This is a genomic window from Streptomyces sp. WMMC1477, assembly GCF_027460245.1.
In the GTDB taxonomy this organism is placed as follows: Bacteria; Actinomycetota; Actinomycetes; order Streptomycetales; family Streptomycetaceae; genus Streptomyces.
Genome location: NZ_JAPZBD010000003.1, coordinates 3,619,040 through 3,636,595 on the forward strand (window position 1 = coordinate 3,619,040; position 17,556 = coordinate 3,636,595).

The 17,556-nt window shown below is 68.7% G+C and carries 11 protein-coding genes; 4 read left to right on the top strand and 7 right to left on the bottom strand.

Annotated elements, in window-relative coordinates:
• Nucleotides 1-60: 60 nt before the first annotated feature.
• Nucleotides 61-7,959 (top strand): golvesin C-terminal-like domain-containing protein, encoded by a 7,899-nt coding sequence (locus tag O7609_RS16265; RefSeq protein ID WP_269743780.1) that lies wholly within the window; start codon nucleotides 61-63, stop codon nucleotides 7,957-7,959.
• 293 nt (nucleotides 7,960-8,252) lie between these two features.
• Entirely contained in the window at nucleotides 8,253-8,579 is a 327-nt protein-coding gene (locus O7609_RS16270) for a hypothetical protein (RefSeq protein ID WP_269743781.1), read from the top strand.
• Between the two features lie 151 nt (nucleotides 8,580-8,730).
• On the opposite strand, the gene O7609_RS16275 is transcribed toward O7609_RS16270, so the two are convergent.
• From O7609_RS16275 to O7609_RS16285, 3 genes are all read right to left on the bottom strand, one after another.
• Nucleotides 8,731-9,975: a tyrosine-type recombinase/integrase gene (locus tag O7609_RS16275; RefSeq protein ID WP_269743782.1), complete on the bottom strand. Its 1,245-nt coding sequence runs from the start codon at nucleotides 9,973-9,975 to the stop codon at nucleotides 8,731-8,733.
• Nucleotides 9,975-10,166, bottom strand: coding sequence for a helix-turn-helix domain-containing protein (locus O7609_RS16280; protein ID WP_269736241.1), 192 nt, complete (start codon nucleotides 10,164-10,166; stop codon nucleotides 9,975-9,977). Before O7609_RS16280 ends, O7609_RS16275 begins: the two co-directional genes overlap by 1 nt.
• A gap of 348 nt (nucleotides 10,167-10,514) precedes the next feature.
• Nucleotides 10,515-11,324, bottom strand: coding sequence for a transposase family protein (locus O7609_RS16285; protein WP_269744366.1), 810 nt, complete (start codon nucleotides 11,322-11,324; stop codon nucleotides 10,515-10,517).
• A gap of 315 nt (nucleotides 11,325-11,639) precedes the next feature.
• Here O7609_RS16285 and O7609_RS16290 point away from each other — a divergent pair, with 315 nt between their 5' ends.
• Nucleotides 11,640-11,801 (top strand): hypothetical protein, encoded by a 162-nt coding sequence (locus O7609_RS16290; protein WP_269743783.1) that lies wholly within the window; start codon nucleotides 11,640-11,642, stop codon nucleotides 11,799-11,801.
• 216 nt (nucleotides 11,802-12,017) lie between these two features.
• Entirely contained in the window at nucleotides 12,018-12,314 is a 297-nt protein-coding gene (locus O7609_RS16295; protein WP_269743784.1) for a bacteriocin immunity protein, read from the top strand.
• Nucleotides 12,315-13,054: 740 nt separating this feature from the next.
• Here O7609_RS16295 and O7609_RS16300 read toward each other — a convergent pair.
• The 4 genes from O7609_RS16300 to O7609_RS16315 all read right to left on the bottom strand — a co-directional run bounded on the left by O7609_RS16300 (nucleotide 13,055) and on the right by O7609_RS16315 (nucleotide 16,802).
• Nucleotides 13,055-13,483 carry a hypothetical protein gene (locus O7609_RS16300; protein WP_269743785.1) on the bottom strand — a complete coding sequence of 143 codons (429 nt, stop codon included), beginning with the start codon at nucleotides 13,481-13,483 and terminating at the stop codon, nucleotides 13,055-13,057.
• 85 nt (nucleotides 13,484-13,568) lie between these two features.
• Nucleotides 13,569-15,146 (bottom strand): peptidoglycan recognition protein family protein, encoded by a 1,578-nt coding sequence (locus O7609_RS16305; protein ID WP_269743786.1) that lies wholly within the window; start codon nucleotides 15,144-15,146, stop codon nucleotides 13,569-13,571.
• Between the two features lie 164 nt (nucleotides 15,147-15,310).
• Nucleotides 15,311-16,201 (bottom strand): hypothetical protein, encoded by an 891-nt coding sequence (locus O7609_RS16310; protein ID WP_269736236.1) that lies wholly within the window; start codon nucleotides 16,199-16,201, stop codon nucleotides 15,311-15,313.
• Nucleotides 16,185-16,802 (bottom strand): RNA polymerase sigma factor, encoded by a 618-nt coding sequence (locus O7609_RS16315; RefSeq protein ID WP_269736235.1) that lies wholly within the window; start codon nucleotides 16,800-16,802, stop codon nucleotides 16,185-16,187. Before O7609_RS16315 ends, O7609_RS16310 begins: the two co-directional genes overlap by 17 nt.
• Nucleotides 16,803-17,556 lie beyond the last annotated feature (754 nt).

Genomic DNA, 17,556 nt, shown 5'->3' on the forward strand with positions numbered 1-17,556 from the left:
GACGTGGGAGGGGAATTCGTCATGAAGGCGCGCTCGGCCAGATTCATATCGTGCCTGGCAATGACGGCGGTGCTCAGCACGCTGTTGCCGCAGCTCGCCTACGCGGCCCCGGCGTCCGAGGGGGACGGCGACGACGGCGGGTTCGTCGACACCGTGGCGGGCTGGTTCAGCGGGGACGACGACGAGGACAAGCGGCCCGAGCTCCCGAGCAGCGAGGCCGAGACGCTGCCCAGCCGCGACAAGTTGGCCAAGGGGCGGCAAGCGAAGAAGCCCGAGCGGGTCAAGGAGCTCAAGGAGAGGCGTACGCCGACGGCGCGCTACTGGCAACTCTCCGACGGCCGGGTCCAGGCCGAGATCTCCGCGACGCCGACGGTGTACCGGGACGGCGAGCGGTGGAAGCCCATCTACACCACGGTCCGGCCCAGCGAGCGCGAGGGCTACGGCCACGCCAACGTCACCAACACCGCCCGCACTTACTTCGGCACCGGTGACGGACCGCTGCTGCACGTCGAGGCGGACCGGGAGCACACCGCCACGCTGTCCTTCGTCGACGGCCCGAAGAAGCTCAAGCCGAAGGTGTCGGGCGACCGGGTCACCTACCCCGAAGCCCTCGACGGCGCCGAGCTGCGCTACGAGGTCGGCATCGGGGAGGTGAAGGAGGAGATCGTCCTCGCCGCGCCCCCGCCCGAGGGGTCGGCCTCGTTCGTCTTCCGGCTGGACACCGAGGGGCTGACGCCGAAGGCGCACCGGGACGGCTCGATCGCCCTCTACCAGGACGCCTCGCGCGAGCCGGTCATGACGATCCCGCCGGCGTTCATGACCGACGCCCGGAAGGACTCCTCCTCGCCCTACGGCAAGGCGTACAGCACGGACGTCGAGCAGAAGCTCACCCGGGACGGCGAGGGTTGGCGGCTCACCGTCACCCCGGACGCGGAGTGGCTGGCGGCCGACGAGCGGCGCTACCCGGTCGTCGTCGACCCCACGATCATCGTGTCACCGACGCCGTCCGGGTCCCAGGACGTGATGATCCTCTCCGACTACCCGACCACCAACTTCAACGGTGTGGCCGGTCAGGACTTCGGCAACTGGCGGCTGTCCGTGGGCACGACGGACACGGGAGTAGCCCGCTCGCTCCTCAGGTTCCCGCTGGACGAGATCCCGGCCGGGACGCGCATCGACTCGGCGCAGCTCGGTGTCTACTACGACCAGTCGCACACGACCAACGGCTTCGAGGTGGACATCGACGCGCACCGGGCCACCGGGCCGTGGGACCACAAGACGGCGACCTGGGACAACGCCAAGGACCTGACCGGTGAGTTGTCCGGCACCAGCGTCACCGTGGACGACGGGGACGCCGGTACCACGGCGGCGCAGGGCTCCTGGCCGGCCTCCGGCAACACCACCTACACGCAGCACGCGGTGGGCGAGGACTACCGGTACAACAAGGACGACATCGCCGGTGACGCGTACACCTGGCAGCCCGTCCTGCCGGAGGACGGCGACTACCGCGTGGAGGCGCACCACGTCCCGGCGTTCGACCGCGCCACCGACGCGCCGTACACCGTCTCCTACGACGGCGGCAGCCAGACCCACACCGTGGACCAGTCGGCGGGCACCGAGGGCGAGTGGACCACGCTCGGCACGCACCCGTTCCAGGCGGGCACGACGGGCAAGGTCGTCCTGGGCGACGACCCCGCCTCGACGTCGACGGCCGTCATCGCCGACGCCGTCCGCTTCACCAAGCCCGCCACCGTCACCAAGCCCGCCACCGTCACCAAGCCCGTCGGCGTCTACAACACCTGGCACCGGTTCTCCGTCACCGACACCGTGCAGAGCTGGCTCGACGGCGAGTACGCGAACCACGGCTTCGTGCTCAAGGCCGCCGACGAGTCCACCCTCGGCCGGGGCGGCCCGCGCTACGAGGCCGCCGAGTTCGGGTACGGCGGCGAGACGGCGACCTACCCGACGCTGACGGTCACCTACGGGCGGCCGGGCGTCGAGCTGGAACCGCCGACGACGATCCACGGCACCGGGCCCGAGCTGTCCTGGTCGGCGTACGAGGACCCGAGCGCCTCGACGGACGACGACATCGTCGAGTACCAGGTGCACCGCAGCGTCTTCCAGGGCTTCATCCCCTCGGCGGCGACGCTGGTGGCCCCCGTCGACGCGGGCACGACGGCGTTCACCGACACCACCGCCACGCCGACGCCCGCGGACTCGGCGTCCCAGACCGGACGGTCGTACTACTACCAGGTCGCCGTGAAGACCCGGGACGGGCGGATCATCGGCTCTCCCGTGCGCCTCGTCGGCCTTCCCAAGGCGGGCAGCACCACGAGGTTCGTCCGCGCGGACCAGCGCGACACCACGCTGTCCTCCGCCCAGCCGGACACCAACCTGGACGCCGTCCCGTCCTACGGCATCGGCCAGCACTGGCTGAGCGTCGGCAACAACTCCGGCACCTACGGCACGACGCGCAGCGTCCTGACTTTCGACCAGCTCGGGCTGCCCACCACCGCCCGCATCCTCGACGCCCGGGTGCGGATGTGGGGCACCCAGACCACCACGGACAGCAGCGGCGCGGTCTACGAACTCCACGCGCTGAACCGTGACTTCACGGAGGCGGAGGCCACCTGGAACGAGTCCGCGGCCGGCGCCGCGTGGGCCAGCCCCGGCGGCGACTTCGACACCGCCGTCGCCGACACCGTGCCGGACCGCACCGACGACCCGACCCGGCACTGGTGGGGAGCCACCTCACTCGTCCAGCAGTGGGTCGAGGACCCGGCGAGCAACAAGGGCGTGCTCTTCAAACTCGCCGACGAGTCCGCCACCGGCCCCCAGGAGCGGACGATCTTCCTCTCCTCCGAGGCCGAGGACGAGGCCCTGCGCCCCCACCTCAAGATCACCTACGTGGACGCCACCACCGCGTCCACCTACCACGCCCCGCAGACGCCGTCGCGGATGATCCCGGGCGACACCCACACCGTCGACGTCACGCTCACCAACACCACCACCTCGGTGTGGACGGCCGCCGACCGCGTGCTCTCCTACACCTGGCGGCTCCCCGACGGCACCGACGCGACCACCGGCGGCAACCAGCTCCAGACGGCACTGCCCGAGGACCTCGTACCCGGCGAGTCCGTCACCGTCAGCGCCCAGGTCAAGACGCCGATCAACTCCGACAGCGGCAACAAGCGCACCGACTACGTCCTCACCTGGGACGTGTACGACAAGACGGCGGGCACCTGGCTGTCCGACACGGCCGGCATCGCGGGCCTCGCGCAGGACGTCGCCGCCGAGGACCCGACGTCCAACCAGCTCGGTCTGGAGAAGTTCTACTCCTACGCGGGCAAGAACACCGGCGTCGGCTCCACGGTGATGAACAACCTGTACGCGGGTAACAGCGTGTGGTCGTACAACGCGTTCAGCAACCCCGGCCGCGGCCTCACCACCTTCGCCCGCTTCTCCTACAACTCCCTCGACACCTCCGACACCGTCCTCGGCCACGGCTGGTCGGCCCAGCTCGCCGCGCCCCTGCGCTCGGGCGCCGCACTGGACTTCCACCCGAACCCCAACCCGACGACGGTGACCCTGCCGGACGGCGACGGTACGTCCCACGTCTTCGAGAAGCAGGAGGACGGCGCCTGGAAGGCCCCGGCGGGCGTGCACTACCTGCTGGAGCGAAAGCCCGGCGTGGACTGCAAGCCGTCGGCCGACGGTGACCCGCGCGCCTGGTCCATGACGCGCCCGGATCGCACCCGGTTCTTCTACGACTGCGAGGGCTACGTCAGCGCGATCGTCGACCGGAACGGCAACACGCAGACGTACATCTACGAGGAACGCAGGTCCAACAACAAGCCGAAGAAGTTCCTGCGCTACATCACCGACCCGGCCGGGCGGCAGTCGCTCACCGTCGACTACTACACCAAGGGCGAGTCGTACCCGTACATCGACGCGACCGGGCAGAAGCAGACCGGCAGCAAGCTCAGCAACCCCAAGATCACCGACCACATCGCGTCGATCACCGACATCTCCGGCCGCGAGGTCACCTTCGTCTACACGGAAAAGGGCCTGCTGGGCGAGCTGACGGACGGCGCGGGCAGCGAGCAGCCCAAGACCTTCCGCTTCACCTACGACGCCACCCAGGGCAACAAGAACGTCAAGCTCGTCGGCGTCACCGACCCGCGCGGCAACGACACGGCCTTCGACTACTACGCCCCGAGCGAGGGCGACGACCCGAAGTACCACTGGGCCCTCCAGACCATCACCGACCGCCTCGGCCACGACACCGGCTTCACCTACACCGACCCCGACGGCACCGCGGGCTCGGTCATCCAGACCGAGGTCACCGACGCCGAGGGCAACGCCAGCGACTACACCCAGGACGGCTACGGCCGTCCCACCCAGATCACCAACGCCACGTCGCAGACGACGAAGCTCAGCTGGGACGCCGACAACAACGTGACCCGCCTGGAGGAGAACAACGGCGCCGTCACGACCTACGCCTACGGCCCCAAGACCGGCTACCCGCTGGAGCAGAAGGACGCCGAGGCCAACCAGAACGGCACCGAGCCCCAGACCTTCGCGTACCAGACGGCGATGAACGGCCACGTCGCCGACCTGTGGCGCAAGACCTCGCCCGAGGGCCGCACCTGGCAGTTCGGCTACGACACCTACGGAAACCTGACCTCCGTCACCGACCCCAAGGGCGTCGCCACCACCGAGGCCGACGACTACACCACCACCTACGCCTACGACGCCCACGGCCAGCTCACCACCGCCACCGACCCGCGCGGCAACCCGACGTCGTACAGCGACTTCGGCCCCACCGGCTACCCGGCCACCATCACCGACGCCCTGTCTCACGACACGACGTACGCGTACGACGCCCGTGGGCAGGTCGTGAAGGTGACGGACGCCCTCGGCGTCAGCACCACACAGACCTACGACACCTTCGGCCGACCCCTGGCCACCACCGTGCCGAAGGACCAGGAGTCCGGTGACCTCATCACCACCCCGGCCCCGGTCTACGACGCCAACGACAACGTCACCAAGGCCACGGCACCCAACGGCGCCGTCTCCACCGCCGTCTACGACCCGGCCGACCAGATCACCGCGGCCACCGCACCCCAGGACACCTCGACGTCCGACGTCCGCGAGACGTCCTACACGTACGACAAGGTCGGCAACCTGCTCACCACTGTCGAACCCAGGGGCAACCTGACGACGGAGGCGGGCGACTTCACCACGACCAACGCCTACGACGCGATCTACCAGCTCACCTCGGTCACGAACGCCGAGGGCCATCGTGTCAGCTACGGCTACGACGACGTGGGCAACGTCGTGAAGGTCGTCGACCCGAAGAAGAACACGACCGCCGACCCGGACGACTACACGACGAAGACGGCCTACGACCTCAACCACCGCGTCGTCTCGGTCACCGACGCCGCCGGGAACACCACCTCCCGAACGTACGACAAGGACTCCCTCGTCACCTCGACCACGGACGCCGAGGGCAACACGACCCTGGTCACGTACGACGAGCGCGGCCTGCAGAGCGAGGTCAAGACCCCGCATTCCAAGGACGGTTCCGGCAACGTCACCTACCGGACGACCCGGTTCCGCTACGACGAGGCGGGCAACCGCACCAAGGTGATCACACCGCGCGCGGTGGCGGCCGGCTCGGAGACGGCCTTCGTGCACGAGACGGTCTACGACGAGCTGAACCGTCCCAAGGAGCGGATCCAGCCCTACGACCCGGCCGACACCCGCTACAACACGCTGGTCAAGACGATCACGACGTACGACGCGGCCGGACGCGTGTCCAGGACCTCACTGCCCCCGTCCGAGGGCCAGTCCGTCCGCAACGACACCACCTACTCCTACTTCGACCACGGCCTGATCAAGTCCTCCACGGACCCGTGGGACATCGTCACCACCTACGACTACAACGAGCTGGGCAAGCAGACCGCCCGCACGATCACCTCGGCAGGCGGCTCGTCGTCCCGCACGATGGGCTGGGGCTACTACCCGGACGGCAAGCTCAAGTCCCGCACGGACGACGGCGTCCCCGTCGGCAACCACGTCGTCCTCGCCGACAACTCCGACACCCAGCACACGACGTCGACGGGTACCTGGACCACGGGAGACGCGGACGGCCAACAGGGCTACGACCACGCCGCCCACCCCGCCGGCACTGGTACCGACACCTTCACCTGGACGCTCAACATCCCGGCCGACGGCACCTACACGGCCTACGTCCGGTACCCCTCCGTCAACAGAGCAGCCACCGCCGCGCCCTTCACGGTGACGCACGCGGACGGCACGACCGAGGTGACCGTCGACCAGTCAACCGGCGCGGGCACCTGGGTCCCCCTCGGCACCTTCACCTTCGACCAGGGCAACGAGGCGAAGCTGGAACTCGGCGAATCCGACACCGGGACCGTCCTGGCCGACGGCGTCAAGCTCGTCCGCGACACCAGCTCCGAGACGGACACAGAGCAGAAGGACTTCACCTACACCTACGACGTCAACGGCAACCTGACCGAGCTGGCCGACGGTTCCTCCAGCGCGGACGTCGACACGTACCGCGTCACGTACACCGGTCTGAACCAGGTCGAGCGGGTCGAGGAGTTCGCGGGCGGTGTCTCGCAGGCGTCCACGACCTACACCTACGACGCGAACGGCCTGCCGGAGACCCAGGCCCACCCCGACCAGCACTCGGTCTACACCTACGACCTCCGGGACCTGGTCAGGACGGTCAAGGTCGGCGACACCCCCACCGACGCCGACCCGAAGACGACCAGCTTCACCTACACACCCCGCGGCCAGAAGCTCCGTGAGACCAAGGCCAACGGCAACACCGTCGACTTCACCTACTACCTCGACGGCGCCGTCAAGACGCAGACCGAGACCAAGTCCAACGGCACCCTCGTCTCCTCCCACGCCCTGACCTACGGCCCCAACGGCAACAAGACGCAGGACGTCGCGAAGAAGATGAACGCCGACGACACCTCGGCGTACCTGAACTCCACCACGGACTACGCCTACGACCCGGCCGACCGCATCGCCGAGGTCACCAAGACCGGCAACGGCGCAGGCACCGAAACCTACGTCCACGACGCCAACGCCAACGTCATCAGCCAGACCGTCGGCGGCACAACCACCACCTACACCTACGACCGCAACCGCCTGCTCTCCGCCGCCACCGACGGCAGCACCGCCGCCTACACCTACGACCCCTTCGGCCGCCTCGCATCCGTCACCAGCGCCGGCCAGGTCATCGAACGCAACACCTACGACGGCTTCGACCACGTCATCAAGCACACCAAGCTCGACGAAACCGGCTCCACGACCACGACGGCCTACACCTACGACCCCCTCGACCGCACCGCCTCCAAGACCACCGACGGCAAAACCACCGACTTCAACTACCTCGGCACGTCGAGCGAGGTGCTCAGCGAAGCAGTCGCCGGCGAGGTCACCAAGTCCTACCAGTACAGCCCCTGGGGCCAGCGCCTCTCCCAGCTCAAGCACGACGCCACCACCGGCACCCAGGAACTCGCCGCCTACGGCTACAACCCCCGCGGCGACGTCGAGACCGTCACCACCGAGTCCGGCGACACCAAAGCCACCTACGGCTACACCGCCTACGGCAGCGAAGACGCCTCCGAGTTCACCGGCATCGACAAACCCGACCCCGCCAACCCCACCACGGACGCCTACAACACCTACCGCTTCAACGCCAAGCGCTGGGACGCCGCCTCCGGCACCTACGACATGGGCTTCCGCGACTACAACCCCGGCCTCAACCGCTTCACCTCCCGCGACACGTACAACGGCGCCCACCGTAGACGACCTCCACACGTACTATGTGCTGGCGGGCGAGACTCCGGTCCTCGTTCACAACAGCAACTGTGGTGTTCGGAAGCACGACAAGGCTCGGGGTGCCGCCGGTGTTGATGAAATGACGGCGACGTTCGAGAAGTTCTACAAGAAGTCCGATATCTACAGCGAGAGCTACGGGAACGGACTCGAACTCTGGACCCCCTACGGCAAGCGGCAAGTGGATATCGCGATCAGGCAACCAAACGGCAACCTTCGCCTTTATGAGGTGAAGGTGAATAAATCGAACTACACGAGGGGTCAGCGAAGGAAGGACGAATGGCTAGCGAAGACGTACGGGTTTGAAACCTCGGTAGTCCGTCGCGGCACAGAGTGTCCAATCTGCAACCCCTAACCTGAGAGGATGGCCAGTGAGTAGCGACTTCGGCTTCTGGAAGCGTTGCATCGGGGACCCCGAGGAAGTCTTTGGCGCCCTCGCTGAAGGCGACACCAGTGACCTCGCGGCAAGTCCTGACGTATTGCGGTTTCGGGAAGAACTGCTGGCTAGGTGGCCGGACGTGGCCGACGTTCTGGAGCCGTCCCAGTTTGACCTGGAGGAGGAGCCTGACGATGCAGCCAAATACGTCCTCCTGACCCTTTCGGTTCGCCAGCTCGACTATCTCCCAGAGATTCTCGACATGGCGAAGAGGAACGGTCTCGTTGGTTTTAGCGGAGTGGCGGGCGAGTCAATCGCCTGATCCTCCACAGGGGTGGCCTGCCTCTTCGCTCAGGCGAATAGGCAGGGCCGCTTCATGCCCTGTATGGGGCATTACGTCCTGCCTTGGCGGCAGTAGTTGACGGCAACGGCGGCGAACACCAGGAGTGTTCGCCGCCGTTGCCGTGCGTGGGTCAGGGGCGGTCGAGAGCGTTGCCGAGGGCGGTCATGGCTTCGCGTTGGAGGCGGAGTCGGACGTGGGCGTAGACGGTGGCGGTGACGCCGATGTGGGCGTGGCCGAGGAGTTCCTTGATCACGACGAGTTCGACGCCCTGTTCCAGGAGCAGGGTGGCGGTGGAGTGGCGGAGGTCGTGAAAGCGGATGCGGCGGAGGCCAGCCTTGCGGAGGAGCGTGAGGAAGGTGCGGGTGAGGTTGGTCGGGTCGATCGCACCGCCCTGCGCAGTGGTGAACACGTGCCCGCTGTGCTGCCACGCGGCGCCCGCGGCCTCCCGCTCGCGCTGTTGCTGCTCACGGTGGAGCTTCAGCGACTGGACGCAGCGGGCGGGGACGGCGATGCGGCGCTCGGAGGCTCGCGTCTTGGTGGGCAGCGTGGTGAGACCGCCGGCATTGGTGCGTTGGAGTGTGCGGCGGATGGCGGCGGTGCCTGCGTCGAGGTTGAGGTCTTCCCAGTGCAGGCCGAGGAGTTCGCCTTTGCGGAGTCCGGTGTGGAGGGCGAGTTCGAACAGGGCGTGCAGCCGGTGGCCTTGGGCTGTGGTGAGGAGCTGGCGGGCTTCGTCGGCGGTGAGGGGTTCGAAGCGTCGGGGCCTTGGGGTGCCGGTGCGGACGTTGCGGGCGACGTTGCGTGGGATCTCTTCTTCGCGGACGGCGTGCTCCAGGGCGGATTTGAGCACGGAATGGATGTAGTTCAACGTCAGCGGAGAGAGCAGCTTGGAGCAGCACTGGCCGATTGCGCAGCAGCGGGGCTGGTCGCGCCGGGCGTCGAGGCGGCGGGTGCAGCACTGGCAGGTGGTGCGGAGCTGGTTGAGCCAGGTGCGGATGTCCTTGGCGGTGAGCTTGGTGAGCTTCTTCTTGCCGAGGCCGGGGATGAGGTACCGGTTGACGCAGGCGGTGTAGCGGGTGTGGGTGTTCTCGCGTAGGTGGTGGACGGCGACGTTCTCCAGCCAGTACGTCAGGTACGCGGCCACGCTGCCCTGCGCGGAGGGCACGGGGAGGCCGCGATTGCTGTTGGCGATCTTCTCGGTGAGTTTGGCCAGGGCCTCCTTGCGGGTGGTGCCGTAGACGCGGACGCGCTTGCGGGTGTTGCCGGGGGCGAGGACGTATCCGGCGGCCTCCCAGCGGCTGTCCTTGCGCTGGTAGACGGTGCCGTCGCCGTTGGCGCGGACGCGGCGGGAGGCGGGGGTGTCGCGGGGTGTGGTCATCAGGCGGCGGCTTCCTGTTCGAGGCGGGTGTGGATGAAGTCGGCCAGCGCGTGGGCGGGGATGCGGCGGGCGCGGCCGAGGGTGATGGAGGCGAGTTGTCGGGTGCGGAGCAGGTCGTAGACGGCGGAGCGGCCGAGCTGGAGGCGGGCCATGACCTGGGGAACTGTCAGCAGTTCCGTGCCGGCGGTCACGCGACGGCCTCAGGCCGGACGGCACTGGTCAGCCGATCGGTGGAGTGACCGACCGGGTGACCGGCGCGGTCGCCGGAGCGCTTCGAGCGTCGGGTTCGGGTCGGTTGCTCGGGTCGGGTCTGCCGTTTTGCGGCCAGGAGGTCGGCGAGGTGTTCGAGTTCGGGCAGGAGGCCGGTTCCGGCGTACTGCCAGTGGGAGATGACCAGCGTCGTGTCCGGGCCGTCGGGCCGTGCGGCGATGTCGCGGTGACCGGGACGGTGACCTGTGGAGTGACCGTGACCGGGTCGGTGACCGGCGGCTAGGTCAGTGGAGTGTCCGGCGCGGTCACTGACGTTTTCTCAGCGGTGATCATTTCCAGATTCCGTTGAGGACGAGAGCGGCGCGGGTGATGTCGCCGATCCGGCTGGGACTGAGGGTGATGCGCTGGAGAGTGCGCCAACGCTGCTTGAGTTCGGCCATGGCCCGTTCCCCGAGAGCTCGCACGCCTGTGATCAGGTTGTTCGTAGTGCGCGTGTCGGCGTCCAGGGCCTGTTCGGATCGTCCCTTCGGGCGCCGGACCGGAACGAGGACCCCGATCCCGGCGCCGATGTAGCCCTTGTCGGCCAGCGTGAGCAGGCCGTCGGCTGCCGCCTGGTACAACGCGGGCAAGGCGTGAATGCGGGCGGCGGTGATGTCGGGGGTGGAACCGGGCTCGGCGTCGGAGACCCACAGCGGGGCGCCATCAGGCGCGGCCAGGAACTGCACATTTCCGCCGAACGCCTTGTTCTTCTTGCTGAACCACAGGTCGTTGCCATTGTCCCGGACGCCGGCGAGGCGGTCCGTCTCGATGAGCGTGCCGTCGAGGATCACGTGTGTCATGCCCTCCCGTCGACACCGTTCCAGGACCTCGTGCAGGTCCGGGGCCTGGCCTGCGAGGACATCGACGCCTTCGTGCAGGTACCGGTAGCCGGTGGCCTGGGAGACACCGGCATCCCGGGCGAGGCAGTGGACACATCCACGCTCGCGGAACCAGCGCAGCACCAGCACGGCCTGGCGGAACGGGCCGAGCGCGCGCCTTCCACGCGGGGTGCCAAGCCGTCGTCTGTGCGCGGCCAGCAGACGGGACAGGTACTCCACGACATGGCGCGGGACGTCAAGCGTGGCAACATAGGTGACCAACGTGAAGCCTCTGGCGGTTACGGACATGATCTTGTGGTGAGACCTGTCCTACCAGGGGCTTCACGCCTATCCAGAGCTGGGGCCGCCCGGCCCCGGTCCACTGGGCCTGCACCGATCAGCCCGCTTCGCGTAGATCATTTCGCTGAGAAAACCTCACTATGGGAGGCCCCTTGATGGTAGGGATTCGCCTGACGATCCAGGAGTGGTGATGTACGTAGTCACTTCAAGTGAATGCTTCTCATCTTGTCTTGCGCGGGTCAGCCCCGAAGCCCGCTCGCCTTGCTGAGCAGGCTCGGCTGCGCGGCGGTAGCGGCCGTGACGGTGGCTTACGCCGTCGCACGGCTCGGCCCCGGCACCTCGTACTACGAGACCGTGCTCCTCCAGGCCACAGCCGCATCCCTGATCACCGCGATCACAGCCTGCGCCCTCACCGACAAGGTGGACAGACACCGTGCCTCGAAAGAGTGCGCAGAGTGAGTCCTGATGCCGTCGCCAACCACAGCAGCACCGGAGAGTGGCAGCTGACGCATCGGTCGCGCTGTTTCCCTCAACACGGGTTCTTGCAGATGCCTTTGCCACCTGTGTCCCCGTGTCGCATGTGGGTCGGGCCGCTTGATGTTGTGCGTAAGAACTGGAATTCTGAGTCTTTCGGTTTCGGGGCAGGAGCGTACTGAACCGTGTGGAGGGAATATTATGTCTAGACAAGAACTCATTGGGCTGGTGGAGCGCATCATGGCGGGCCAGGGGTCCGAACAAGAACATGACGCGCTTGTGCAAAAATTGATGGACAGTGTTGTGCATCCTCATGTCACCGATCTTATTTACTATGCCAATCCTGAGCTCAGTGCCGAAGAGGTTGTTGACGCTGCTCTCGCCTATAGGTCCATCGCTCTGCGATGGCATGTGAACGGTCGCATTTATCCTCGGCCAACATATCTACACCTCCTCACGCACCCTCCGGGAACGCCCATGCCAGCAAGCGGGCATTGATGAACCGCGCACAATCTGTCACTTTCCGACGGGTGCGTAGAGTCCACGTAGCCCAGCTCTTCCCGGTGGTTTTCTCCCGCGGATCCGGAGCGCGGGCCCAAGAGGCCGAACCGAACGCAGTCCTGGGCCACTCTTCGCTGAGCTTCGGAAAGTTGCGTTGATCGACAGTGAAACGGATCGTAGTGGTCTTGCTGCTCCCGTTGTCGCTTTTCGGTGGGTTGATTGCGTTGATGCGGTTCGAGTCAGCGACGGTGGAGGTTCACACCTTGGTCAGATTTGTCGGAGAGGCGGAAATTCGGGCAGAAGTGCGACTCGCGAATCCCGCTGGTGGGCCGGAGTATCGTATTGACTATCTCGTGCTCGACTACGGTGATGGCCGACCAGAAGATGTGCTGAGTCGAGAGGCTACGAGGCTCCGAGCTCAGGGGTGGGAATTCGAGTTCCGAGCGGGATCTGATGCTCAGGAGTCCGAGTTCGTGGCATTCGAGAGCAAGACTTCCACGCTCGGTACGGTGCAGACATTTTCGAGCTTCATGAAGACTCATGATGAGATGAGAGAGGGAGACGTAGCTCGGCGGTTCAGGGAGGGTTCTCCCGACTCTCGAGGTTTGTTTGTTGCGGTGTTGTTGCCAACTGCTTGATGTTGGCCGAGTGAGGGAATTGGCTGGAGCTGGTGCGGGGTGGTTGGAGGTCGGTTGCGTAAGTGGGCGGGGCCCGACCGGCCCCGCCCACCGCGCGGGCTACGGGTCGAGGCGGGTGCGGCCGTGGAGGGTCAGGTAGAGGGTGTGGAGGGACTCCGGGGGGCCGGAGTCGAAGCGGTTGAAGACCTTGCCGACGGGGTTCCACAGGCGGGTGTCGGGCATGCGGATGCCGACGGGCTGGCCGAAGAGGGCGCGGTGCTCGGGGGCGAGGTCCACCCACTGGGCGTTGAACTGGCGGACCAGGACCTCGCCGGCGTAGGCGCCGAGGGAGAAGAGCGTGCCCGTGACCTGCTCGCGGTGCGCGGTGCCGGTGCGCATGCCGTCGACGACGCGGTCGACGAGCTTGAGGCTCGAGATGGAGTAGTTCAGCGGCAGCTTGGTGCGCACGGTGAGGTCGGTGACGAACGCGGCCACGTGGGCCGGGATGTCGGCGGCGGCGGGGCGCGGGGTCATGGTTTCCGGCGGCATGGGTCGTGCCCTTCTGTCGCTCCAGGTGTGGGGAGTGGCGGTGGCCGGGGCCTCCGGTGGGAGGCCCCGGCCACGGGTGGTGCGGTTACTGCGTGGTGAAGGTGCCGGCTATGCGGCGGATCTCCGGAAGGGCGTTGTAGAGGTTCTCGCCCGGGCACTCGGTGGCGTAGCCGTCCCGGTGGCCGGAGATGGTGTGCAGGGTGGCTTCCTCGCCCGTCTCGTAGATGCCGGTGTTGCCGGCGGCGTTGAGGGTGACCTGGGCCGTCGGGTCGACGTCGAAGTGGCCGAGCTTCCAGGCGGAGACGTGGGCCACGGCTTGGTGGACGGCGGCGTCGGTCGTCGTCGCGTTGTAGTCGCCGAGGACCGCGATGCCGGTGGAGTAGCCGTTGAAGCCGTAGACGTGGGCGGCCCGGACGGGCTTGTCCATGCCGCCGCCGCGGCCTTCGTAGACCGTTCCGCACTTGTCGACGAGGAAGTTGTAGCCGATGTCGTTCCAGCCGAGGGAGTCGACGTGGTAGGCGAAGATCGAGCGGACGAGGGCGTCGGACTCGGCACAGGTGTAGTCGTTGCCGGTGGCGGTGTGGTGCACGAAGACGGCGTCGAGGCGGTCGAGGTACTCGGGCGCCTCCTCGACCTTCTCCTCCTCGGCGCCCCACTCGGCTCGGGTCGTGACGGCCGGGGTCGTCACGCCTGGTTCCGGCTCCTCGGTCGACTCCGGGTCGGGGGCCGGGTCGGTGGTCGGCGCCGTGGTGTCCGGTGCCGTGGGCTCATCCGTCGGCTCCGCGGGGGCCGTGGGCTCCTCGGTGGGCTCGCTGGTCTCCGTCGGCTCGGGGGAGGACGGTTCGTCGGTCGGCTCAGGGTCCGGCTCCGGTTCGGGATCCGGCTCGGGGGAGGTGGGCTCCTCCGTGGGTTCCGGGTCCTCGGTGGGGGGCGTGGGCTCCGGTTCGGGGGCCGGGGTGGTTTCGGTGGGCTCCGGGTCCGGTGCGGTCGCGGGCTCCTCGGTGGGGGTGGTCGGCTCCGGTTCGGGGGCCGGGGTGGTTTCGGTGGGCTCCGGGTCCGGTGCGGCGGTGGGGGCCTCCGTGGGTTCCTCGGTCGGCTCCGGGGAGGGGGACGTCGTGTTCTCGTCCTTGCCGTTGCCCTTGCCGTTGTTGGACTTCTCCTTGTCCTTGCCGTTGGCCTTGCCCTTGTCGGGGCCCGTGCCCGGGTCGATCAGGTCGAGGCGGAGGTCCTCGGGGAGGGGCTCGCTCTCGCCGCCGTCGGCGGGGGTGACGCGGGCCTCCACCCCGTCGGACGGGCCGACCCACAGGGGCTCGGTCGCGCCCCGGCCGCCGGTCTCGCCGGGCGTGTTCTCCACCCCGAGGGGCGTCCAGTCGGACCAGGCGCCGGATTCCGCGTCCCTGACGCGCACCTCGACGGTGCCGGTGAGCGGTTCCGTGGAGTCCGACCAGGTCATGCCCAGCAGGCTGAACGGCTCGGTGCCGCCCTGGGGGATGACGGCTGAGCCGTCGTCCCGGGTCTCGGCCTTCATCGTGTGCAGGGCGGTCGGAGTGATCGTGTCACTGTCGCCGTCCGGTGCGGCGGCCGTCGCGGCGACGGCGATTCCGGTGCCCCCCAGCACCATCGCCCCCAGCGCCAGCCAGGTCCGCCGCTTGAAGTTCGCCATGGTGCGTCTACGCGTGTTCCGCGGACTCAAAATCCCGCCCCTTCGTACGTCTTGGTAAGTGCGTGCGGCCGGATGAATGGCCGCACGCCCTACGAAGCGTCGAGGCGCTGGAAAACTTCACTCTGCTCGGGTGTGTGGCGGGTCACAGGGTGTTTGACGCCTGCTCAGGGGCGCCCTTGGCCACGATCCCGCTCCGAGTCGCCCCGCCTCGCGTCGTCCGGCTCTGACGGCGTACCCGGCCCGCCTTGCCGGGCGTCGGTCGCGCGCTCGGCGTCCCCGGGGGGCGCGGAAGCCGATGGCGTGCCCGCGGCGTCACCCGGGGCCGGGTCCGGGGTGCGGGCGCGGGACGGGAGCGGGGAGCCGGGCGGGACGGGGGCGGCGGGCGGTTGGCCGTGGCAGTAGCCCTCGACCGCGCCGGGCCCGCCGGCGGCGGTGACGAGGGGCTGGAACCCGGGCGTGGTGAGCGCTTGCGCGCGGCGGTGTTCCGGGAGCTGGAGGTAGGAGTGGCAGAGCCCGGCGAGGCGGGCTTCGTCGGTGCGGCTGGGCGCGGGCTCGGGAGGCCGCGTACGACCCGGTGCCGTGCGGTCGCCCTCGGCCGGGTGTGAGCCGGGTGGGGAACCGTCGGCGTCGGAGTCCCCTGGAGCGGCGGGCCCGCTGGTGGCGGCGGGTGACTTGGGGGCGGGGGCGCCGCTCTCCGGGGTGGCCGGGGTCGACGGGGCGAAGGGGAGGCCGCCGCTGACGGCGGTTGTGGTGACGCCGCCGGCCAGGAGGGCGGCTCCGGCCAGCCCGAGGACGGTGCCGCGCCGCCAGGGCCCGGAGCCCCGGCGGCGCCAGCCCCGGGGCGGGCTCGGTTGCGAGCCCGCGGCCGGAGATGCGCTCGCCGTGTCGCGGGCGGCGCGGAAGGCGGCCACCGCCGCCTCCTCGCCGTGGAGTTCTTCCGCGGCCGGGGGCGCGGCGGCGGCGTCGAGGATCTCGGGGAGGGAGGGGGGACGGCTCGCTCGCCCGGGGTCGTCTCCCGGCCCCGTGGGGCGGCGGGCGTCATCGTGGCTCGTCATGCCGGGCACCTCCCTCGTCGTTTCCGTCTCCGTAGGCGCGGGCCAGGGTGCGCAGGCCGCGGGCCAGCGCCATGGCGACGGCGCCGGGGCGCTTGCCGAGGACGCAGGCCGCGTCCTTCGTGCCGAGCCCCAGGATCACGCGCAGTATGACGGCTTCCGCTTGTGAACGGGGAAGTGACCGGATGATGGCGAGGGCGTCCTGGGTGGAGAGTCTGGTCCCGACGATCTCGGCGACGTCAGAGGCGCCTCCGCTCTGCGTGGAGCGGGGTTCGGGTAAGAGGTGGTTCTGCGTGGTGAGTTCCGTCGCGCGTCGGCCGCGGCGGCGGGCGAGGTCGCGGGCGCGGTTGCGGGCGACGGTAAGTGCGAAGCGGCGGAAGGCGGCGCCGTCGCCGTCGAAGCGGGGGAGGTCACGGGCGAGTTGGAGCCAGGTCTCGGCGACGACGTCCTCGGCGTCCTGGCTGCCGACGATGACGGTGACGTACCGGAGGAGGTCCGGGTTCACCTGTCGGTAGACCGCTCGGAACGCCTCCTCGTCTCCCTGCTGGGCCTGCTGCACGAGGGCGGTCAGCGTGTCCGAACGTTTGTTCGTCGCGTCTGCCACGTACTGATCCTCGCACGTCACACTCCGCGCTCGCGGGTGTTTTCTCGCAGGTCGGAGGCGTGGACACGCGAGGTCGTAGAAGGTTGTACGAATTGGGGTGAAGATGCTGTGCCCGTGTGAGGAACCGCGGGTCTCTCGGGTGTGAGGCGCCGGGGGGTGGGGAGGCGGGCTGGGGTCTGTCCGGCGGGTCGAGCCGAGCGTTGCCGTGAACGGCGTCGTCCTGCCGTCAGGCCGTCGTGCGCGGCGTCCGCGCCGTGCCGGCCGCGGGAACGCGGTCACGTCACGGTGCTGGGGTGTCTGCCGGTGTCACGCCGGAGGAGTGAGCGCCCGGCCGCGGCGCGCCGACCCGACGGCGCGGCGTCCGCGTCGGGCCGATCCGCCGGGAGGCGGCGCAAGGGGGTGACGGATCTACCGGATCCGGGCCCGGGGGTGCGCTCGGGGGAGGGGAGTTCCCTTGGCGGACGGGCGCGACGCGTGTGGTTCCGTGTGGACGAGGGGAGTGGTCGTCGCTGGTCGCGGGGAGGTTTCCGGGGCCGGACGCGAGGACGGCCGAGGTCGCCACCCCCCACAGGAGAGACCCCGGCCGCCGTCGTTCACGGACTGCGCAGGCAAGCCCGTATCTCCTTCTGCGCCAACGCGGCGCGATGTGTTACAGCCCACCGTGGCCGTTTCGCACCTGTTATCGAGCGGTTACCAAGGGGGGCGCACGTGCGTGCAAGTACACCTGCAAGTACAGATGCAAGTTCACTTACTC